At 73.4% G+C, this 20,875-nt stretch carries 2 protein-coding genes (1 of these 2 only partly in view); both read right to left on the bottom strand.

Translation table 11 applies throughout. The features are described from left to right. A protein-coding gene (locus ACZ5WK_RS00905; protein WP_465543615.1) for a non-ribosomal peptide synthase/polyketide synthase crosses the window boundary here: on the bottom strand, window positions 1–3,914 show its start. The gene continues 18,472 nt to the left of window position 1, outside the view; only the first 3,914 of its 22,386 coding nucleotides appear in the window; its start codon is at window positions 3,912–3,914; the stop codon falls past the left edge of the window. Continuing rightward, on the bottom strand, window positions 3,911–20,875 hold the full coding sequence (locus ACZ5WK_RS00900) for an amino acid adenylation domain-containing protein (protein WP_465543613.1): 16,965 nt from the start codon (window positions 20,873–20,875) through the stop codon (window positions 3,911–3,913). The genes ACZ5WK_RS00905 and ACZ5WK_RS00900 overlap by 4 nt, the downstream gene beginning before the upstream one ends.

Here is a 20,875-nt window from a genome sequence, read left to right as displayed (position 1 = left end):
GCCGTGGTGTGCAGGGTGGCGATCGGCAGGTCCTGACCGGCTCCGAGCCCGCTCAGCACGACGGCGAACGCACCGCGCAGGACCGTCTCCAGGTCCACTCCCGCACGCTCGGCGAGGGTGGTGGCGCTCTGCCGCTGCGCGGCGGGCAGGTGGATCGGCACGCTCAGCAGGTCCTGCGGCTCCAGGGGCGAGCGCGGCCGGTCGGTGACCAGGACCAGCTCCTCCGGTACCCCGGCGAGGTGCTCGGCCCACCACTCGACGGCCTTGTCCTCCACTGCGACGGTGTCATCGTCCCAGCGCACCGGGCGGTTGGTGACCCTGGCCCGGTAGGCGGCCATCAGGTCGGCCAGCAGCCGGCCGCCCGCCCAGTCGTCGCCGGCGATCCGGTGCAGGACCGCCACGAGCACGGCCTCCGCTTCGCCGACACGGAACAGTGTGAAGCGCACCGGAACCTGGGTGGTCAGGTCGAACCCGCCGGCCGCCTCCGCGCGCACGGCGGCTTCGTCGAAGTCGGCGACCGCCAGTGGCGGGCGCACCCCCTGGGGCGGCAGCACCACTCCGCTGGGCTCGCCGTTGCGCTCCGGGAAGATCGTCCGCAACGCCTCGTGCCGGTCGATCACATCGTGCACCGCACCGCTCAGCACCTCGTGGTCGAGGACGCCGGTCAGGCGGACGCCGACCGGGACGTTGTGCGTGGCGGCCCGGTGCTCGAAGCGGTTGATGAACCAGAGTCGCCGATCCGCGTGGGACACATCCACGGATCGCGTCTCGGCCGGGGCCTCCGGCGCGCTGTCGGGGAGCAGCGCCTCGATCTCGGAGGTGAGGGCCTCGGCGGTGGGGGCGTCGAAGACGACACGGATCGGCACGTCCACGCCGAAGGCGGCGCGGATCCGGCCGACCAGCCGGACCGCGAGCAGAGAGTGCCCGCCGAGCTTGAAGAAGTCGCCGTCGACGCCGACCTCGGGTACGCCGAGGACGTCGGCGAACAGGCCGCACACGATCTCCTGATTGGGCGTCGACGGTGCGGTTCGCGCCCCGTCGGCAGCTCCGACCGTCGGCTCGGGCAGTGCGGCCCGGTCCACCTTCCCGTTCCTGGTCAGAGGCATCGCGTCGAGCAGGACGAAGACGTTGGGCACCATGTGCTGGGGAAGCACGTCCGCGAGGTGTCGGCGCAGCGTCTCCTCGTCCGCACCGTCGGCCACCGCGTACGCCACGATCCGGTGGTCGCCGGGGCGGTCCTCGCGCACGATGACCGCGGCGGTGTCCACCGCGGGGTGGGAGCGGACCGCGGCCTCGATCTCGCCGAGCTCGATCCGGAAGCCGCGGATCTTGACCTGCTCGTCGACGCGGCCGGCGAACACGAGCTCGCCGGAGTCGTTCCACCGGGCCAGGTCACCGGTGCGGTACATCCGGCTCCCGGTCGTGTCGAACGGGTCGGCGACGAACCGCTCGGCGGTCAGGTCCTGACGCCCCAGATAGCCGCGGGCCAGCCCGGGCCCGGCGACGTACATCTCGCCGACCGATCCCACGGGCACCGGCCGGAGCGCCTGGTCGAGCACGTAGACGCGGTCGTTGTCGATCGGCCGGCCGATCGAGGGCGCGGTACCGTCCGCGGCGAGCGGGCCGTTCTGGGTCGCGAGGACGGTCACCTCGGTCGGGCCGTACTCGTTGAACATCCGGCGGCCGGGCGCCCAGGTGGTGACCGTCTCGGCCGGGAGCGCCTCGCCGCCGGCCATGAGTACGCGCAGAGTACCGAGGTCCGTCGCCGGCGTCATCGCCAGTGGCGACGGCGGTATGACCGCGTGGGTGATCCGTCGCTCGGCGATCAGCTCGGCCAGGGCCGGACCGGCCGTGAGGCGCTCCTCGGGCGCGCAGACCAGGGTGGCACCGCTCAGCAGTGCCATCGACAGTTCCCAGTAGGAGGCGTCGAAGCTCTGGGACACGAACTGGAGGACCCGGTCGCCGGGGCCGACCGGGTAGGAGCGGCGCTGCAGGGCCGATCCGTTGGCCAGGCCCGTGTGGCTGACCACGACACCCTTCGGGCGCCCGGTCGAGCCGGAGGTGTAGATGACGTACGCGGGGTTGAGCAGGTGTGTCGGCGCGGTGCGTTCGTCGTCGGTCAGCGGGGTGTCCGGCGTGGCGGCCAGCGCCTCCTGGACCTCGGCGGCGTCGATCAGCAGGTGCCCGGTGCCTGCGGCTCGGGGCAGCAGCGGCGCGGCGGCGGTCGTGGTGATCACCGTCGCGGGGCGGGAGTCGTCGATGAGGAGGGCGATGCGTTCCTGCGGGTACCGGGTGTCCACCGGGAGGTAGGCGGCTCCGGTCTTGGCGACGGCGATCACCGACAGCACGAACTCGATCGACCGTGGCAGGGCCAGCGCGACGACCTGCTCCGGCCCGATCCCCCGGGTCGCCAGCAGTCGCGCCAGCCGGTTCGCGCGCGCGTCCAGCTCCGCGTACGTCAGCGAGGTCGACTCGAACTCGACCGCCACCGCGTCGGGGTTGGCGGCGACCTGCGTCTCGAACAGTTGGGCGAGCGTCGCCTGCTCGACCGGGCGGGCGGTGTCGTTGTTCCGCACCACGACCTGGTGCCGTTCGGCCGCGACCAGCAGGTCGAGCCGTCCGACGAGCTGCTGCGGCTCGGCCACCAGGGTCTCCAGCAGCCGCCGTGCCCGGTCCAGCAGCGTGGCGGTCTCCTCGGCCGTGAACAGGTCGGGCTGGTAGCTGAGTCGCAGGTGCAGCCGCTCGCCGGGAAGCGCGAGCAGTGAGATCGGGTAGTGACTGAAGTCCGTGCTGTCGGATTCGAGGACCCTCAGCCCGGTGCCGGGCAGGCTCTCGGCGTTGTGGTCGACCGGGAAGCTCTCGAACACGGTCACCGTGTCGAACAGTTCCGCCCCGCCGGTCAGCTGCTGGATGGCGGCGAGCCCCAGGTGCTGGTGCGGCAGCAGCTCGGACTGCTCGGTCTGCAGCCGGGTCAGCAGGTCGATGACGGGCTCGTTCGGATCGATCCGGACCCGCACCGGCAGGGTGTTGAGGAAGAGACCGATCATGTTCTCGACACCGGGCAGCTCCGGCGGCCGGCCGGAGACCACGGCCCCGAAGACCACGTCACTCCGTCCGGCGAGCTGGCCCACCAGCAGGCCCCAGACGCCCTGGACGACCGTGTTCAGGGTGATGGAGTGACGGCGCGCCAGGTTCGTGAGCGCCGTGGTCAGCGAGCGGCTCAGGTCGATCACGGCCCGCTCGGGCACCACCTGGGTGCGGCCGGGCTTCACCGGCCGCACGATGGTCCCGTCGGCGAGGCCGTCGAACGCCTGGCTCCACGCCAGCTCCGCCGCGGGCTTGTCCCGCTTGGCCAGCCAGGCGAGGAAGTTGCGGAACGCGGGCACCTTGGGCAGGCCGCTGTCATCGGTGCCGCCGCGGGCGTACAGCGTGAACAGCTCGTTCAGCAGCAGCGGGATGGACCAGCCGTCCAGCAGGATGTGGTGGTGGGTGAAGAGCAGGCGGCACCGCTCGTCACCGAGGCGGATCAGGGTGAAGCGCAGCAGCGGCGGGCGCCCGAGGTCGAACCGGCGGACCCGGTCCTCCTCGGTGATCCGCTCCAACTCGGCCGCGCGCTCGGCCTCGTCAAGTCCGGAGAGGTCGTGTTCCGTCCACGGGACCGGCAGCTCCCGGATCACCACCTGCACCGGCTGGGTGGAGGTCTGGTGCTGGAAAGCAGTACGGAGGTTGGGGTGACGGCGCAGCACGGTGGCCGCAGCCGCCCGGAACGCCTCGACGTCCAGGCAGCCTTCGAGGTCCACGCCCAGCTGCGAGGTGTAGAGGTCAACGCCGAGGTTGTCGTAGAGGCTGTGAAAGAGCAGCCCCTCCTGCAAGGGAGTCAGCGGCAGGATCGCTTCAACTGCTGACGTGCTCATTCCGACAACCTCCAGTTTGATTCGAACATCTTCAATTCGTCATCGGACAGCGACACCAGCGACAGGTCGATCGCCTCGTCGTCGTCGGGTACCGGCGGTTCGGCCGGTGCTTCGTCGGCCGCCGGTTCGGCGTTCTCGGACGCGGCCGCCATCGCCGCCGCCGTCTTGTGCCGGAAGACATCGCGTGCGGTGACGACGACGCCTGCGGCCCGCAGGCGGCTCACGAGCTGGATCGAGATGATGCTGTCGCCGCCCAGGTCGAAGAAGTCGTCGTCGACCCCGATCGTGGGCAGGGCCAGGACCTCGGCCATGACCGCACACACCCGTGCCTCCAGCTCGGTGCGCGGTGCCCGCCCGCTCGTCGCGCCGGAGAGGTCGGGCGCCGGCAGTGCGCGACGGTCCAACTTGCCGTTCGCCGTCATGGGCAGGACGTCCAAGGGCACGAACGCCATCGGCACCATGTACTCCGGCAGCCGCTCCTCCGCGAACGAGCGCAACGCCGTCACCAGTGCGCCCAGCTGGCGCGACCCCAGCGGGTTGCTGACGTGGGCCGCCGCCTCCAGTTGCGCGGTGGCCACGTAGATCCCGGTCAGCGTCTCGTCGTCGACGCCGAACACCGCGTCCAGCCGTCCCGCCGCGCCCGGCGCGTACGTCACCCGCACGCCCAGTCCGCACCGGTCCGCCAGCTCGTGCAGCTCCTCCGGGTCGATCCCGGCGGACAGACCGAGCAGGGCCGCCACCTCTGCGACGGGGCGCCCTTCGGCCAGCGCCTCCGCCGCCGCCAGCTCACCGGCCACCCGGGCGTCCGGGATGCCGGTGATCCGGAGCGGACCGCCGTCGAGCGAGGCCAGCCGGTGCTCCACGTCCGCCAGATCCGTGACGTCCACGCCGTACCGCAGGACCGCCGCGCCGCTGACGTCGCGGGCTCCGGACGGAGCCGTCCGCAGGACCACGTCGAAGCGGTGGCGGGTCAGCTCGTTGGCGCCCCGGCCGCGCTTGACCTGGACGTCCACGACCTCGAACGCCGGGATCTGCCGGGCCGCCGCCGCGAAGTACTCCGGGTCGACCAGGAGTTCCTTCTCCATCATGATCGCCTGCTCGACCGCGCGGGACAGCGCCGCCTCGTTCTGCTGCTCCGTCCGCTGGTTCAGCCGGATCGCGGTCTGGAAGCTCCGCTGGGTCCGCAGGTTGCGCTGGTCGCCCAGGAAGACGGCACCTCCCGGCACCAGCAGCTGCGACAGCGAGCCGAGCAGGTCGGTCAGGTACGCGGCGTTGGGGAAGTACTGCGCGACCGAGTTGATGACCACGGTGTCGAAGAACTGCTCGGGCAGGCCCTCCAGTTCGTGCGCCGCGCTCACCCTGAGCTGCACCCGCTCGGCGAGGTCGGGCTGCGCCGCGACCTGCCGGCGCAGGACCCCGATGGCCTCGGTGGAGAAGTCGACGCCCCAGTAGGCCTCGACCTGCGGAGCGACCTTCGACAGCAGCAGACCGCTGCCGACGCCGATCTCCAGGACCCGGCGCGGACGCAGACCGAGGATGCGTGAGACCGTGGCGTCCCGCCACTCGCGCATCTCGTCCAGTGGGATGTCCTCGCCGGTGTAGCTGCTGGCCCAGCCGCTGAAGTCCTCGCCGAACTCCTCCGGCCGCTCCGCGCCGTACATCAGCTCGTACACCTGCTGCCACTGGTCGACCTGCTCGTCCGCGGTGCCGGACTCCTCCGGGGAGGAGTCCGTGCCGGGCACCACGTAGGCCACCAGCTGCGGATCGTCGGCGCGATCGGTGCGGACCACCACCACGGCCTCGTCCACTCCGGGGTGGCGGCGCAGTGTCTCCTCGATCTCACCGGTCTCGATCCGGTAGCCGCGGACCTTGACCTGGTCGTCGACCCGGCCGACGAACTCCTGGTTGCCGTCGGGCAGCCAACGGACCAGGTCTCCGGTGCGGTACATCCGCCCGCCCGGAGCGCCGAACGGGTCGGCGACGAAACGCCCCGCCGTCAGGGCGCCCTGGTTGAGGTAGCCGCGGGCCAGCAGCCCGCCGGCGATGTACAGCTCACCCGGCACGCCCACCGGAACCGGCTGGAGATGGGCGTCGAGCACGTACATGCGGGTGTTCCACGCGGGCGGGCCGAGGACGACCACGCCGGGACCGGGGTCCTCGCCGGGTGCGATGCGGTGGACGCTGCAGCCGACGGTGGTCTCGGTCGGGCCGTACTCGTTGTACACGGTGGCCTGCGGGTTCCGGGCACGCCAGCCCGCCAGGGCGGCACCGGTCAGCGCCTCGCCGCCGGTCACCAGGTCGCCGGCCGGGGAGAACTCCGGCGGCAGCGCGTCGAGCAGTCGCAGGTGGGTCGGCGTCGCCTTGACGAACGACAGCGGGTCGGCCGCCAGCGCCTCGACCGTGCGCCGGTCCTCCTCCATCGGCGCCACGTGCAGGCGCCCACCGGAGATCAGAGGCCCGAACAGCGCGGTGACCGTGAGGTCGAAGGAGATCGGCGAGTGGAGCAGCGCCGTGCCGCCGCCGAGGGCGGGATAGACGTCGGCCGCCCAGTCGAGGTACTGCAGGACGGACGCGTGGTTGACCAGCACGCCCTTCGGCCGCCCGGTGGAGCCGGAGGTGTAGATGACGTAGGCGATGTTGCCCTGGCGCAGCGCCGTCGTCCGCTCCTGGTCGGACAGGTCGTGGTCGGGCCGGGCGGCCAGCTCTGCCGCCGTCTCGGCCGCGTCCAGCCACAGACGCGGCCGGGTGTCGTCCCCGGGCAGCTGAGCGGCGCCCTGGGCCGTGCAGAGCACGAGTGCGGGGTTCGCGTCGCCGAGTACGTAGCCGATGCGCTCCGCGGGGTGGCGGGGGTCGAGCGGCAGGTAGCCGGCGCCGGCCTTGAGCACCGCGAGCACCGCCAGGACCTGCTCGGTGGAGGCGGGCAGCGCGATCGCCACCAGGTCCTCCGGCCCGATCCCGCGGTCGACGAGCAGCCGGGCGAGCCGGTTGGCCCGCCGGTTGAGCGTGGCGTAGTCCAGCGTCCCGTCGGCGCCCGTCAGCGCGACGGCCTCCGGGGTCCGGACGGCCTGCTCCTCGAAGCGGCTGACCAGGGTGCCGGCCGGGGCGGGGCGCGCGGTGTCGTTCCACTCGACGACCACGCGGTCGCGCTCCTCCTCGTCCATGATCGTGAGGGCGTCCAGGCGGCGGTCCGGATTCTCGACGGCACTCGTCAGCAGCCGGGTCAGCCGCTGCACGAAGACCTCGACGGTCCGCGCGTCGTAGAGGTCGCTGGCGTATTCCACGGAGCCGTTCATGCCGGCCGGGAGGCCGTCCGTGTCGTGCGTCTCGGTGAAGCCGAACATGAGGTCGAAGCGGGCGACCTTCATGCCGACGAACTCCTCGCGGCTCTCCACCTCGGGCAGCGCCAGGGCGGGCGTGGCGTCGTTCTGCAGACCGAAGGCGATCTGGAACAGCGGGTGGCGGGACGGGTCCCGCTCCGGCTTGATGGCGTCCACCAGCCGTTCGAACGGCATGTCCTGGTTGGAGTAGGCGTCCAGGTCGGTCCGGCGCACGCGGTCCAGCAGCTCCCGGAAACTCGGGTTCCCCGAGGTGTCGTTGCGCAGCACCAGGGTGTTGACGAAGAACCCGACCATGCCCTCGACGGTCTCGTCGGAGCGGCCCGCGATGGGGCTGCCCAGAGGCAGGTCGGTGCCCGCCCCGAGCCGGGTCAGCAGTGCCGAGAGACCCGCCTGGAGCACCATGAACACGGTGACCCCGCACTGGCGTGCCAGCTCCGTCAGCCCGGTGTGCGTCCGCGAGTCCACGTGGAAGACGACGTCGTCGCCGTGGTAGCTGGGCAGCGGGGGCCGCGGGCGGTCGGTGGGCAGCGTGAGGTGCTCCGGAAGACCGTCCAGGGTCTGCGTCCAGAAGCGGAGCTGGCGGGCGAACGGGCTGTCCGGGCCGGCCTGCTCGTCCAGCAGTTCGTGCTGCCAGAGCGTGTAGTCGCCGTACTGGACCGGCAGCGGCTCCCAGGCCGGCTCCTGCCCGTGCAGCCGCGCCGTGTAAGCGGTGCTGATGTCCTCGCACAGCGGCCCCGTCGACCAGCCGTCGCCGGCGATGTGGTGGAGCACGACGAGCAGGATGTGCGTCTCGGCGTCGAGCCGCAGCAGCTCGACGCGCAGCGGCGGGTCGACCTCCAGATCGAAGAGCCGGCGGGCCGCCGTGGTCATCGCGGCCTCGACCCCGTCCTCGGTCACGGTGGTGACCGGCAGGTCCACCCGGACCTGGTCGGGGTGGAGGATCCGCTGCCACGGCACGCCCGCGTCGTCGGGGAAGACCGTGCGCAGCGCCTCGTGCCGGGCCACCACGTCGGCCACCGCAGAGCGCAGCGCGGCGGTGTCCAGCGGACCGGAGAGCCGCATCGCGATCGGCATGTTGTACGTCGCGCTGCTGCCCTCGTACCGGTCGATGAACCAGAGGCGCCGCTGGGCGTGCGACAGCGGGAGGCGTTCCGGCCGCGTCATCGGGAGCAGCGGCGGGCGTCCTGCGGCCGCTCGGTCGAACCACTCGGCCACACCGGCGACGGTCGGGTTGTCGAACAGCACCCGGACCGGCAGCTCCGCCCCGAAGGTGGTGCGGATGCGGCTGGCCAGTCGGCTGGCGAGCAGGGAGTGGCCGCCCAGCGCGAAGAAGTCGTCGTCGACTCCGACCGCGGGCAGGCCGAGCACGTCGCAGAACAGGGTGCACAGCACCTGCTCGGTCATGGTCCGGGCGGGCCGTCCGACGGTCGTCGGCGCCTGCGGCGCGGGCAGCGCGGCCCGGTCCAGCTTGCCGTTGGGCGTCATCGGCCAGGCCGTGAGGACCACGAAGGCCTGCGGAACCATGTAGTCGGGCAGGGCCGCGCCGGCCGTGGCGATGACCGTGTCCAGGTCGAGGTCCGGGCCGTCGGCGGCCAGCAGGTAGGCGACCAGACGAGGGTCGCCCGGCTGGTCCTCGCGGACCGCCACCAGCGCCTCGGCCACGCCCGCGGCGCGGGCCAGCACGGTCTCGATCTCCGCCGGTTCGATCCGGAAGCCGCGGAGCTTGACCTGGTGGTCGGCCCGGCCGAGGAAGTCCAGCTCGCCGTCGGCGCGCCAGCGCGCCAGGTCGCCGGTGCGGTACATGCGGGCGCCGGGCGGACCGAAGGGGTCGGCCACGAACCGCTCGGCCGTCAGGCCGGCGCGCTTCCAGTAACCGCGGGCCAGCGGCAGACCGCTGATGTAGACCTCGCCCGCGACGCCCACCGGGGCGGGGCGGAGCGCGGAGTCCAGCACCCGCACGTGGGTGTGCGGGATCGGGGTGCCGATGGTGGGGCGGCCGGTGTCGAGCGCGCCGCTGACGGTCGCGCAGACCGTGGTCTCGGTCGGCCCGTACGCGTTGATCATGGTGCGGCCCGGGGCCCAGCGGTCGACGAGCTCCGCCGGGGTGGCCTCGCCCGCCACGACGAGCGCCTCGAGGCTCGGCAGGTGCTCGTCCCCGACCGCCCCGAGCGGGGTCGGCGGGATGGTGGCATGGGTGATCCCGTGCTCGGCGACCAGTTCGGCGAGCGCCGGGCCCGGCAGAAGCCGGTGCGCGGGTGCCAGCACGAGCGTGGCGCCGGTCAGCAGCCCCATGCAGATCTCCCAGACCGAAGCGTCGAAGCTGGGCGAGGCGAACTGCAGGACCCGCTTGCCCGGCCCGGCCCCGAGCCTGCTCGTGTGCAGGTCGGCCAGGGCGGCCAGCGCCGCGTGCGTGACGACGACGCCCTTCGGACGGCCGGTGGAGCCGGAGGTGTAGATCATGTACGCGGCACCCGCGACGCCCGGAGTGCCGATGCGATCCGTCTCGCGGAGGTCGCCGTCGGGCTCGGCGGCCAGTGCGGAGACGACGTCGGCGTCATCGAGCCGCAGCTGCGGGAGGCCGACCACCGGGGCCACCGTGCCCGCGGTCGCGCTCGACGTGACGGCGAGCACCGGCTGCGCGTCGGAGAGCATGAACTCGATCCGGTCCTGCGGGTACTCCGGGTCGACCGGCAGGTAGGCGCCGCCGGCCTTCGCCACCGCGAGGACCGCGATGATCCACGACAGGGACCTGGGCAGGACCACCGCCACGAAACGCTCGGGCCCGACGCCGTTCGCGACCAGCCGGCGGGCGAGCCGGTTGGCGTGCCGGTTGAGCTCCTCGTAGCTGAGCGTCCGGTCCTCCCAGCGCACCGCCGGAGCCTGCGGCGTCATGGCGACCATCCGCTCGAACAGTTCGGCGAGGTGGCCGGCGGTCACGGACGCGGTGCCGCCGGACGCGAAGCGGCGCAGTTCGTCGTGCTCGCCCTCGGCGAGCAGGTCGAGCCGGCCCACCGGACGCTCCGGCTGGGCGGCGAACGCCGCCACGGCCAGGGCCAGCCGCTCCAGCATCGCCCGTGCCGCCGCCTCGTCCAGCAGGTCGGGCTGGTAGGTGATGCGCAGTTCCATGCGGTCCCCGGGGAACGCGTGGAAGACGAACGGGTAGTGGCTGGCGTCGGTGCTCTCGGCGGCCGTCACCTCCAGGGCGGCCTCGCCGAGGTCGGGCAGGGCCTGCTGCAGCGGGAAGTTCTGGAAAGAGATGACGGTGTCGAACAGTTCGCGCTGGGACGCCGCCCGCTGGATGTCGGCCAGCCCGAGGTGGTGGTGGTCGAGCAGCGCCGACTGACGCTCCTGCAGCAGTTTCGCCGTCTCCAGCAGGGTCTGCTCGGGGCGGATCGCCGCCCGCACCGGGATCGTGTTGATGAACATGCCGAGCATGTCCTCGATCCCGGGCAGCTCGGCCGGGCGACCGGAGACGGTCGTGCCGAACACGACGTCCGTCCGCCCGGTGAGCCGGGCGATCAGCACCGCGAGCGCCGACTGCACCACCGTGTTGAGGGTGAGGCCGTACTGACGCGCGGTGGCGGTCAGCGCTGCGGTCGCATCCTCGGACAACTCGGTGGTCAGGCGCGACGGAACCACGACCTCGCGCGAGAGCTTGGCCGGCGCCAGCAGGGTGGGACCGTCCAGGCCGGCCAGCTCGCGGCTCCAGGCCAGTTCCGCGGCGTCCCGGTCCTGGCGGCCCAGCCACGCGAGGTAGTCCCGGTAGGTGTACGGGAGTCGGGGACTGCGCTCACTGCCGTGGTACAGGTCGAACAGCTGGGCGAAGAGCATCGGCATCGACCAGCCGTCCACCAGCATGTGGTGGTTGGTGAACAGCAGCTGGTGGTGATCGGCGCCGAGCCGTACGACGGTGAACCTGAGCAGCGGTGCGTTGCCGAGGTCGAAGCGGTGGCCCCGCTCCTGCTCGACGAGCCCGCGCAGCCGCTCGGCACGATCCTGCGGTTCGAGCCCGGACAGGTCGACCTGCGTCCACGGAAGCTCCACGGATGCCACCACGACGGCGACGGTGTCCCGCAGCCCCTCCTGGCGGAACTCGGTCCGCAGGTTGGGATGCCGGACCACCAGCTTGTCCCAGGCGGCGCGCAGCCGGGCCACGTCCAGCGGCCCGCGTACGTCCAGGGTCAACAGCGAGGTGTAGAGGTCCAGCTCGCCCTCGCTCGCCAGGCTCTGGAACATCAGGCCCTGCTGCAGCGGGGCCAGCGGCAGGACGTCTACCAGCGCGGGCTGGGCGGCCTCGAGCAGCTCCACCTCACGCATGGACAGCGACACGAGCGGGAAGTCGGACGGGGTCCGGCCGCCGGCCGCCGGGTCCGCGGCGTGGGCGGTGAGCGCGTCGACCGACCGCAGCCAGGCCTGGGAGAGCTGCTCGATCTCCCGCTCGGAGACCAGTTCACCCGCCCACGTCCAGGTCGCGACCAGCACCGGGCCCTCGGCGCGGTCCTCGGTGACCAGTGTCAGGTCGACGGCGTGCTCCAGGGGCATCTGCGGGTCGGCCCCGCCGATCAGACCGGTCGTGCCGACCGGCGCCCAGTCCCCGCCGGCGTCCCCGCCGGAGAACCGGCCCAGGTAGTTGAAGCCCCATTCGGCGGACGGCAGTTCCGCCAGGGCCGGGGCGGTGCCCGGGTTGAGGTACCGCAGGAGGCCGTAGCCGGCCCCGTTGCCGGGCAGCGCGTTGATCTGCTCCTTGACCCGCTTGACCGCCTGGCCGACGGACGGACCGCCGAGGGAGACGTCGCCCCAGTCCAGCGGGCCGGGGTCGATCCGGAGCGGGTGCTGCTCGGTGAACCAGCCGACCGTCCGGGAGAGGTCGGCGCCGTCGACGAGGTCGTGCCGGCCGTGGCTCTCCACGTCCACCAGCGGGCCCTCCGCCGGCTGGCCCCGGTGGCGGCGCCAGTCGGCGACGGCCAGGGCGAAGCCGGCCAGCAGGATCTCGGTCACGCCGGTGGAGAAGGCCGCGGGCAGGGTGGTGAGCAGCGGCACGGTGTTCGCCGAGGAGACGGACACGGTGAGGGTGCGGGCGGTCGCGGCCACGTCCCGCGCCGGGTCCAGCGCACGGTCGGCCACGGCGGGGCCGCCGGCGCGCAGCAGGTCCACCCACGACGGCAGTTCCCGCTCACGCTCCGGGGTCCGGGCCAGCTCCGCCAGTTGCGTCGCCCAGGACCGCAGCGACGTTCCCACCGAGGGGAGCTGAGGCTCCTGTCCGGCGTCCAGCGCCTCCCAGGCGAGGCGCAGGTCCTCCAGCAGGATCCGCCAGGACACCCCGTCGACGGCCAGGTGGTGGATGCTCAGCAGCAGCCGCCCGGCGTGGGCGGGTCCCGCGTCGAACCACACCGCGTCGACCATGGTCCCGGCCGCCGGATTCAGGCGTGCCCGGGACAACGGGAGTTCGTTCCGGAGCGCGGCGTCGAAGGCCTCGTCGCGCGCCTCGTCCCGCGGTACCTCGACCGCGGTACGGGACAGGAGGGCGTCGGCGCGGACCAGGCCCCGGTCCCGGACGGTCAGCGTCCAGCCGTCGTCGCTCACGTCCAGCCGCAGGCGCAGCGCGTCGTGGTGGTCCACCACCGTCTGCAGCACCCGGGCCAGCCGGTCCGCCGCGGCGCCGGCCGGCAGCGACAGGACGAAGGCCTGGTGGAAGCCGTCGACCGGTCCGCCCAGCTCGTGCTGCGCGTGGACGATCGGGGTCAGCGGCACCTCGCCGACCGCGGCCGGGTCGCGGGTCGTCCCGCGGTCGGTGACCGCCGTCGCCCCGGCCGCCAGCGCTGCCACGGTGCGACGCGTGAAGACGTCGCGGGGGCTGATCTCCAGTCCGGCGCGGCGGGCACGGCTGACCAGCTGGATGGAGATGATGCTGTCGCCGCCGAGCGCGAAGAAGTCGTCGTCGACCCCCACCGCGGGCAGGCCAAGCACCTCCTGGAACAGCTCGGACAGTGTGTGCTCGGCCGGGGTGCCCGCCGACCGCGAGGAGACCGCGACCGTGAAGTCGGGTGCGGGCAGCGCAGCGACGTCGAGCTTGCCGTTCACGGTGAGCGGCAGTTCCGCGATCGGCACCACCGCGGCCGGGACCATGTACTCGGGCAGGGACCGGGCCAGGTGGGCACGCAGCTCCACCGGATCCACCGCCCCGGCCGTTCCGACGGCGTAGGCCACCAGCCGGGTCACCGCGGGCGCGTCGGTCCGGGCCACCACCGCGGCCCGGGACACCGCGGGGTGCGCGGCCAACGCCTGCTCGATCTCGCCGAGTTCGATGCGATAGCCGCGGATCTTCACCTGCTCGTCCGCACGGCCGAGGAACTCGAGCCGCCCCTGCTCGGACCAGCGCACGACGTCACCGGTGCGATACATGCGCCCGCCCGAGCCGAACGGGTCGGCGACGAACCGGTCCGCGGTCAGCGCCGGCCGACCGGCGTAGCCGCGGGCCACCTGCGGTCCGGCGAGGTACAGCTCGCCGGGCGCGCCCGGTGCCACCGGCTGGAGCGCGCCGTTGAGCACGTACGCCCGCCCGTTGCGCAGCGGGCCGCCGATCACGGGCTGCTCCGAGCCGCTCAGCGGGTACGACAGGGCGTCGATCGTGTACTCGGTCGGGCCGTAGAAGTTGTGGCTGGCCGTCGTACGGGCGGCGCGCAGACGGGCCCAGAGATCCGGGCCGAGCGCCTCACCGCCGAGCATGAGCACCGCGGGGGCCGTGTCGGCGTCGTCGAGGAGCCCGGCGTCCAGCAGCTGCGCGCAGTAGGACGGGGTGACGTCGAGGAAGTCGACCCGCTGCGCCGCGACGTAGGACACCAGGGCCCGGGGATCGCGCCGCACGTCGTCGTCGATGACGTGGAGTTCATGGCCGGCGAGCATCCAGAGCACGCCGTCGAAGGACGTGTCGAACGACAGCGACGCGGTCATGGCGGCGCGGAAGCGCCGTCCGCCCGCGGCCGCCGCGGCCGGCTCGAAGAGGTCGTGCCGGTGGGCCGTGAACAGGTTCATCAGGTTGCGGTGCTCGACCCCGACGCCCTTGGGCACACCGGTGGATCCGGAGGTGTGGATGAGGTAGGCCAGGTTCTCCGGGCGCGCCGCGGCACCCGGCTCCTCCGGGGTGCGGTCGTGCGCCGGGAGCGCGGCGAGCTCGGCGACGGTCGCCGCCTCGTCCACGAGCAGGACGGACGCGTCGGACAGCGCCGGGTCGAGGCCGGCGGCCAGGTCGCGGGTGGTCACCACGACGGCCGGGGCGGTGTCGTCGATCGCGAAGCGGATCCGCTCGGTGGGGAGCCCCGGGTCGATCGGCAGGTAGGCCCCGCCGGCCTTCAGGACCGCGAACATCGTGACGATCGTGTCCACGCCGCGCGGCATCAGGAGACCGGCCGTCCGCTCCGGTCCGACCCCGCGGCCGGTCAGCAGGCGGGCGAGCCGGTTGGCCCGGGCGTTGAGCTCCGCGTACGTCAGCGTGCCGTCACGGCCGACCAGCGCCGTGAGGTCCGGGGTCCGTGCGGCGTGCTCCTCCAGCAGCCCGACGACGGTGCCCGCGGCCACCGGGGCGGCCGCGCCGCGTCCCCGGCCGAGGACCGCGGCGCGGGCGGCCCGGTCCAGCAGCCGGACCCGGCCGACCGGCTGCTCCAGGTCGTCGGCGAACTGCTCCAGGACGTGCACCAGGCCCGCCGCGACGGCCCGCACCTGTTCGGTCGTGAGCAGGTCGGTGCGGTGTCCCAGCCGCAGGCGCAGCGACTCGCCCATCATCACGGCGATGCTCAGCGGGTAGTGGGTGTCGTCCCGGCCGTCGATGCCCACGACCCGCAGGCCGCCATCGGCGGTCTTCAGCGACTCCGGCTCGAACGGGTAGTTCTCGATCACCAGCAGGGTGTCGAACAGCTCGCCGACGCCGCCCAGGCGCTGCACCTCGGCCAGCGGAAGGTGCTGGTGGCCGGTCAGCTCCGCCTGCTCGCCCTGCAGGCGTGCGAGCAGCCCGTGGACGGGCTCGGCGCCGCTGAACCGGGCGCGGACCGGCAGGGTGTTGATGAACAGGCCCACCATCGACTCGATGCCGTCGACCTCGGCCGGGCGGCCGGCGACGGTGCCGCCGAAGAGCACGTCCTGAGTCCCGGTCAGACCGCCGAGCAGGACGGCCCAGGCGCCCTGTACGAGGGTGCCGAGGGTGATCCCGTGCCGTCGGCCGGCACGCTCCAGCGCGCCGGTGAGCGGGGCGCCGAGCTCCACCGCGAGTTCGGTGATGCTGCCGCCGACGGGCTGGGCGTCGCGGGTGGCGAGCCGGGTCGGGCCCGGCAGGTCGGCCAGCGCTGCTCGCCAGGCCTTCTCGGCCGCGGCCCGGTCCTGGTCGCGCAGCCACTCGGCGTACGCGTGGTAGCCGACGGCCGGCGGCAGCGCGGCGGTGTCGGCGTCCGCGGCGTACCCGGCGAGGATCTCGCGCAGCAGCAGCGGGACCGACCAGCCGTCCAGGAGGAGGTGGTGGTGGCCGAAGACGAGGCTGTGCCGGTCCGTCGCGGTCCGCACCAGGATGAAGTGGAACAGCGGGGGCCGACGGGGGGTGAAGCGCGGCTGGTCGGCCATGATGCGGTCCAGCTGGGCGGCGAGGGCCTCCTCGTCCAGGTCGCTCAGGTCCAGTTCCTGCCACGGCACGGTGAACGCGCGGGGCACGAACTGGACCGGGGCACCCGACCCGTCGTGCCAGAAGCCCGCCCGCAGCTGGGGGTGGCGGCGCAGCGAGGCCTCCACGGCCCGGCGCAGCCGCGAGGGGTCGACCGGACCCTCCAGCTCGAAGCGGAACTGCACGGTGTAGGCGTCCGGCTGCTGGGTGTCGTACTCGGCGTGGAACAGCAGGCCCTGCTGCAGCGGGGCGAGCGGCAGCACGTCGGCCAGCGGGCCGGCCTCGGCCGCCAGGGCGTCGAGCCGGCTCTGGGCCAGCGCGGCCAGCGGGACGTCCGAGGCGGTGATGCCGCCGCTGTCGGGCCGGTCGGCGTGCGCGGCGAAGCCCTCAAGCGCCTCACGCCAGCGCTGCGTCAGCGCGGCCACGGCCTCCTCGGTCAGCACGCCCTGCGGCCAGGACAGCACCGCGGTCAGCTCCGGCCCCTCGGCCCGCTCGTGCGCCAGCACGTTGACCTGCAGGGCGTGGCTGACCGGCATCGACGGGTCCTCGGCACCGGTGAACCCGTCCAGGCCCGGCAGCGGGGTCCACGCCTGGGAGGTGTCGGCGGTGCCGAAGCGTCCGAGGTAGTTGAAGAGGATCTGCGGGGCGCGGTCGTCCGCGTCGCCCAGCAGGGTCCGCGGCGGTGCCAGGTGGCGCAGGATGCCGTACCCGATACCGGCGTCGGGGATGGCCCGCAGCTCCTCCTTGACCTGCCGCAGCGCGAGCCCGGCGGCCGGACCGCCGGCGGCGAGCTCGGCGAAGTCCAGCGAGCCGAGGTCGAAGCGGGCGGGGAACAGGGTGGTCAGCCAGCCCACGGTGCGGGTCAGGTCGACGTCGTCCTCGACGGCCTCCCGGCCGTGGCCTTCCAGGTCCAGCAGGACCGTCGGCTGCGATCCGCGACCCAGGTCGTGCCGCCACTGCGCGACGGCGGCGGCGAAGCCGGCCAGCAGGACGTCGCGGACGCCGGTGTGGAAGGCGGTCGGGACGGTGGCCAGGGTGGCGGTGGAGAGGTCGGCGGGCAGGGTGAGCGTCAGCCGGCTCTGCGTCCCTGCCAGGTCGAGCGCGGCGTCCAGCGGGCGGTCGCCCAGCAATGGGTCTTCGGTGCGCAGGACCTCACGCCAGTAGGGCAGTTCGGCTTCCCGGGCGCCGGCGGCGGCCTGCGCGGTGAGCAGGCCGGCGAAGCGGCGCAGGGAGGTGCCGACCGGCGCGGTGCGCGGGTCGCGTCCCTCGCGCACGGCCTGCCAGGCCGCCGCGAGGTCGGGCAGCAGGATGCGCCAGGAGACGCCGTCGACCACCAGGTGGTGCAGGACGAGCACCATCCGGCCGGGCCGGTCCGGGCCGGCGTCGAACCACACGGCCTGCAGCATCACGCCGTCGAGGGGCGCCAGGCGGCGGACCGCGGCCTGCGACTCGCGTTCGGTCAGGTCGGCGTCCGCGTCGTCGGCGACCACGACGTGCCGCAGGCAGTCGGCCGCCGACACAGCGCCGCGGGGCGCGACGGCCAGCCGCCACGCGTCGTCACCGGTCGCCAGCAGTCGCGCGCGCAGGGCGTCGTGGCCGTCGAGAAGCGCCTGGAGGGCTGCGGTCAGATCGTCGGTACCGGCCCCGGCCGGGGTGGTGAAGGTCATCGCCTGGTGGTACTGGTCGATCTGCCCGCCCCGCTCCTGGAGCCAGCGGATCACGGGGGTGGCGGGAAGTTCGCCGGTGTCGGGTTCGTGGTCGGCGGGCTGGGCCGGGCCGTGGTCGGCCACCGCGGCCAGGGCCTCGACGGTGCGGCTCTGGAAGACGTCGCGGGTGGTGAACCGGAGGCCGGCACGCCTGGCGGCGCCGACCAGCTGGATCGACAGGATGCTGTCGCCGCCGAGGGCGAAGAAGTCGTCGTCGATACCGACCCGCGGCAGGTTCAGCAACTCGGCGACGAGGTCGCACAGCAGCGATTCCCGGGCGGTGCGCGGCGCCCGTCCGGACACCCCGGCGCTCAGGTCCGGTGCGGGCAGCGCCGCCCGGTCGATCTTGCCGTTCACCGTCAGCGGCATCGCCGGGACGGGCACGAAGGCGCTCGGCACCATGTAGTCCGGCAGGGCCGAGGCGGCGAGCCGGCGCAGCTCCGCAAGGTCGAACGGCTCGTCGGCGGCCGGCACAACGTAGGCCACCAGAGTGGTCTCGCCGGGCCCGTCCGAGCGGGCGAGGACGGTGGCCTGGGCCGTGCCCGGGAGGCTGCTGAGCACGGCCTCGATCTCGCCCAGTTCGATCCGGAAGCCGCGGATCTTCACCTGGTCGTCGGCACGGCCGACGTATTCGAGCGACCCGTCCGCCTGCCGCCGGGCGAGGTCGCCGGTGCGGTACATCCGCCGGCCGGCCGCTGCGAAGGGCGCGGCCACGAACCGGCTCGCCGTCAGCCCGGGGAGCCCCAGGTAGCCGCGGGCCAGGCCCGCGCCGACCACGTAGAGCTCGCCCACGACCCCCGCGGGCACCGGCTGGAGCGCCTGGTCCAGGACGAGCAGCCCCAGGTCGTTCAGCGGGCCGCCGATGAGGCTGCCGGAGGCGCGGGCGGAGAGGGTGCGGTCGAGCGCGAGGTGGCTGACGTGCACCGTGGTCTCGGTGATCCCGTACATGTTGACCAGGACGGGCGCGTCGTCGGCGCGGTGGTCGTACCAGGCCGCGAGTCGGCCCAGGTCCAGTGCTTCGCCGCCGAAGACCACGTAGCGCAGGTCCAGCGGCCGGTCGGGACGCTCCCGATCGGCCTGGACGAGCTGGTGGAACGCCGACGGGGTCTGGTTCAGGACGGTCACGTGCTCCTCGGCCAGCAGCGCGAGGAAGTCCTCGGGGGAGCGCGACACGTCGAACGGCACCACCACGAGCCGGCCGCCGTGCAGGAGCGGACCCCAGATCTCCCAGACCGAGAAGTCGAAGGCGAAGGAGTGGAACATCGTCCACACGTCCGTCGGCCCGAAGTCGAAGTGCTCGGCGGCGGCGGTGAACAGACGCAGCACGTTGCCGTGGCTGACCACGACGCCCTTGGGGCGTCCGGTGGAGCCGGAGGTGTAGATGACGTACGCGGAGTTGTCCGGCGTCAGTCCGTCGGTCACCGGGTCGGTGGACGGCTCCTCGGCCAGGGCGGCCAGGACCTCGGGCGCGTCCACGACCAGTCGCGGCACGGCGGGCTGCTGGTCCGCGCCGGCCGGGACGTCCGCGTCACCGGCGGTCACCAGCAGCGCGGGGCGCGCGTCGCGCAGCATGAACGCCAACCGGTCGGCCGGCGCGGCGGGGTCCATCGGAACGTAGGCGGCGCCGGTCTTGAGGACGGCCAGGACCGCGACGACGAGGTCCAGCGATCGCGGCAGGGCCAGGGCGACGTAGCGCTCCGGGCCCGCGCCCCGGCGGATCAGGTGGTGGGCCAGCCGGTTGGCCCGGGCGTTCAGTTCGTCATAGGTCAGCGTGGTGCCGGCGTACGTCAGCGCCGGGGCGTCCGGCGCCCGTCGGGCCTGCCGCGAGAACAGGCCGGTCAGGGTCGCGTCCGGCCCCGGAATCCGCGCGGCGGGGAAGACGCTGCTGCCGGCTGCCGGTGCGAGGGCCTGCTCGGCGGGGGTGAGGATCTCCAGCCGGCCGAGCGGAAGGCCGCCGTCGGCCGAGGCGAACTGCTCGAAGACCAGGCCCAGGCGCTGCTGGTGCGCGGCGATCTCGTCCGCCCGGTACCGGTCGGCGTTGCCGTCGACGTCGATGCGCAGCTCGGTGCCGTCGGACCGGGTGTACACCACGACCGAGAGGTCGTCGGTCGGACCGATCGACAGGTTGTGGACGGTGACGGGGTGCCCGTCGAAGGTCAGCTCGGCTCCGAAGGCCATGACGTTGACCTGGGGACCGACCAGGACGTTGTGCCGGCCGGTACCGCCGTGCTCGCGGCGCAGGTCCTCGTAGCGGTAGCGCTGGTGCCGCATGACCTCGCGCAGGCGTCCGGAAACGTGGCGGAGCGCCTCCTCGACCGTCATACCGGAGCGCAGCGACAGCCGCAGCGGCAGCACGTTGGACACCATGCCAGGCGTCTGCAGGGCGGTCCGGCCCAGCCGGGTCGTCACCGGTATGCCGAGCGTGACCTCGTCGGTTCCGGCGATGCGCTGCAGATAGACCGCCACCGCGGTGAACACGGCCACCGGCCAGGCCACCGCTGCCTCGCGGGCCGCGCCGCGCAGCCCGTCCAGCTCGGTCGCGCCCAGGGTCAGGGTGCGCCGCACCTTGGTGCGCGGCAGCGCCGGCGGCTTGGTGGCGAGCGACGCCGGTGTGGGCGCGTCCGCGAGCTCCAGAGCCCAGAACGCGCGGTCGGTCTCGAACTGCTCGGACGCCCGGTAGGCGGCGTCCGCCTCGACCAGCTCCGCGAGCGGCAGGAACGGCGCGGCGACCTCCTGGTCGGCGTTCGCCGCCGCGGTGTAGAGCTCGCCGACGCGTCGGGCGACCGCGGAGACCGTGAAGCCGTCCGCCACCAGGTGGTGGTAGTGGTGGAACCACAGGAAGCGGTCCTGCTCCACTGCGAACAGCACACAGCCGAAGAGCGGGTCGGTGCCCGGGTCGAGGGGGGTGCCCAGCACCCGCCACATCTCCTGCTCGGCCGCGGCCCGCGGATCGGGCTCGTGGCAGAGGTCCACCACGGGAAGGGTCCAGTCGGCCGCCGGTTCGACGACCTGCCGGGGGCCGTCCGGTCCCTCCGTCACGCGCGCGCGGAGCGTCTGCGCCTCGTGCAGGGTCTGCCGGATCGCCTGCTCCAGTCGCCTGGCGTCGACCGGGCCGGCGATCTCCAGGTACTCGCCACCTTGGTAGGCCGTGCTGAAGGGGTCGAGCTGCTGCGCATGCCAGATACCCAACTGTGCAGCAGTCAGCGGAAGTTCACGCCTCGAATGGTCGGCCACATCGTCGCTCACGGTGTGCTTCGAGGTCTCGCTAGGCAC

The sequence above is a fragment of the Kitasatospora sp. NPDC032757 genome (genome assembly GCF_055579305.1).
The sequence above is the reverse complement of the archived record's forward strand: the minus strand, read 5'-3'. Positions and strand labels throughout refer to the sequence as shown.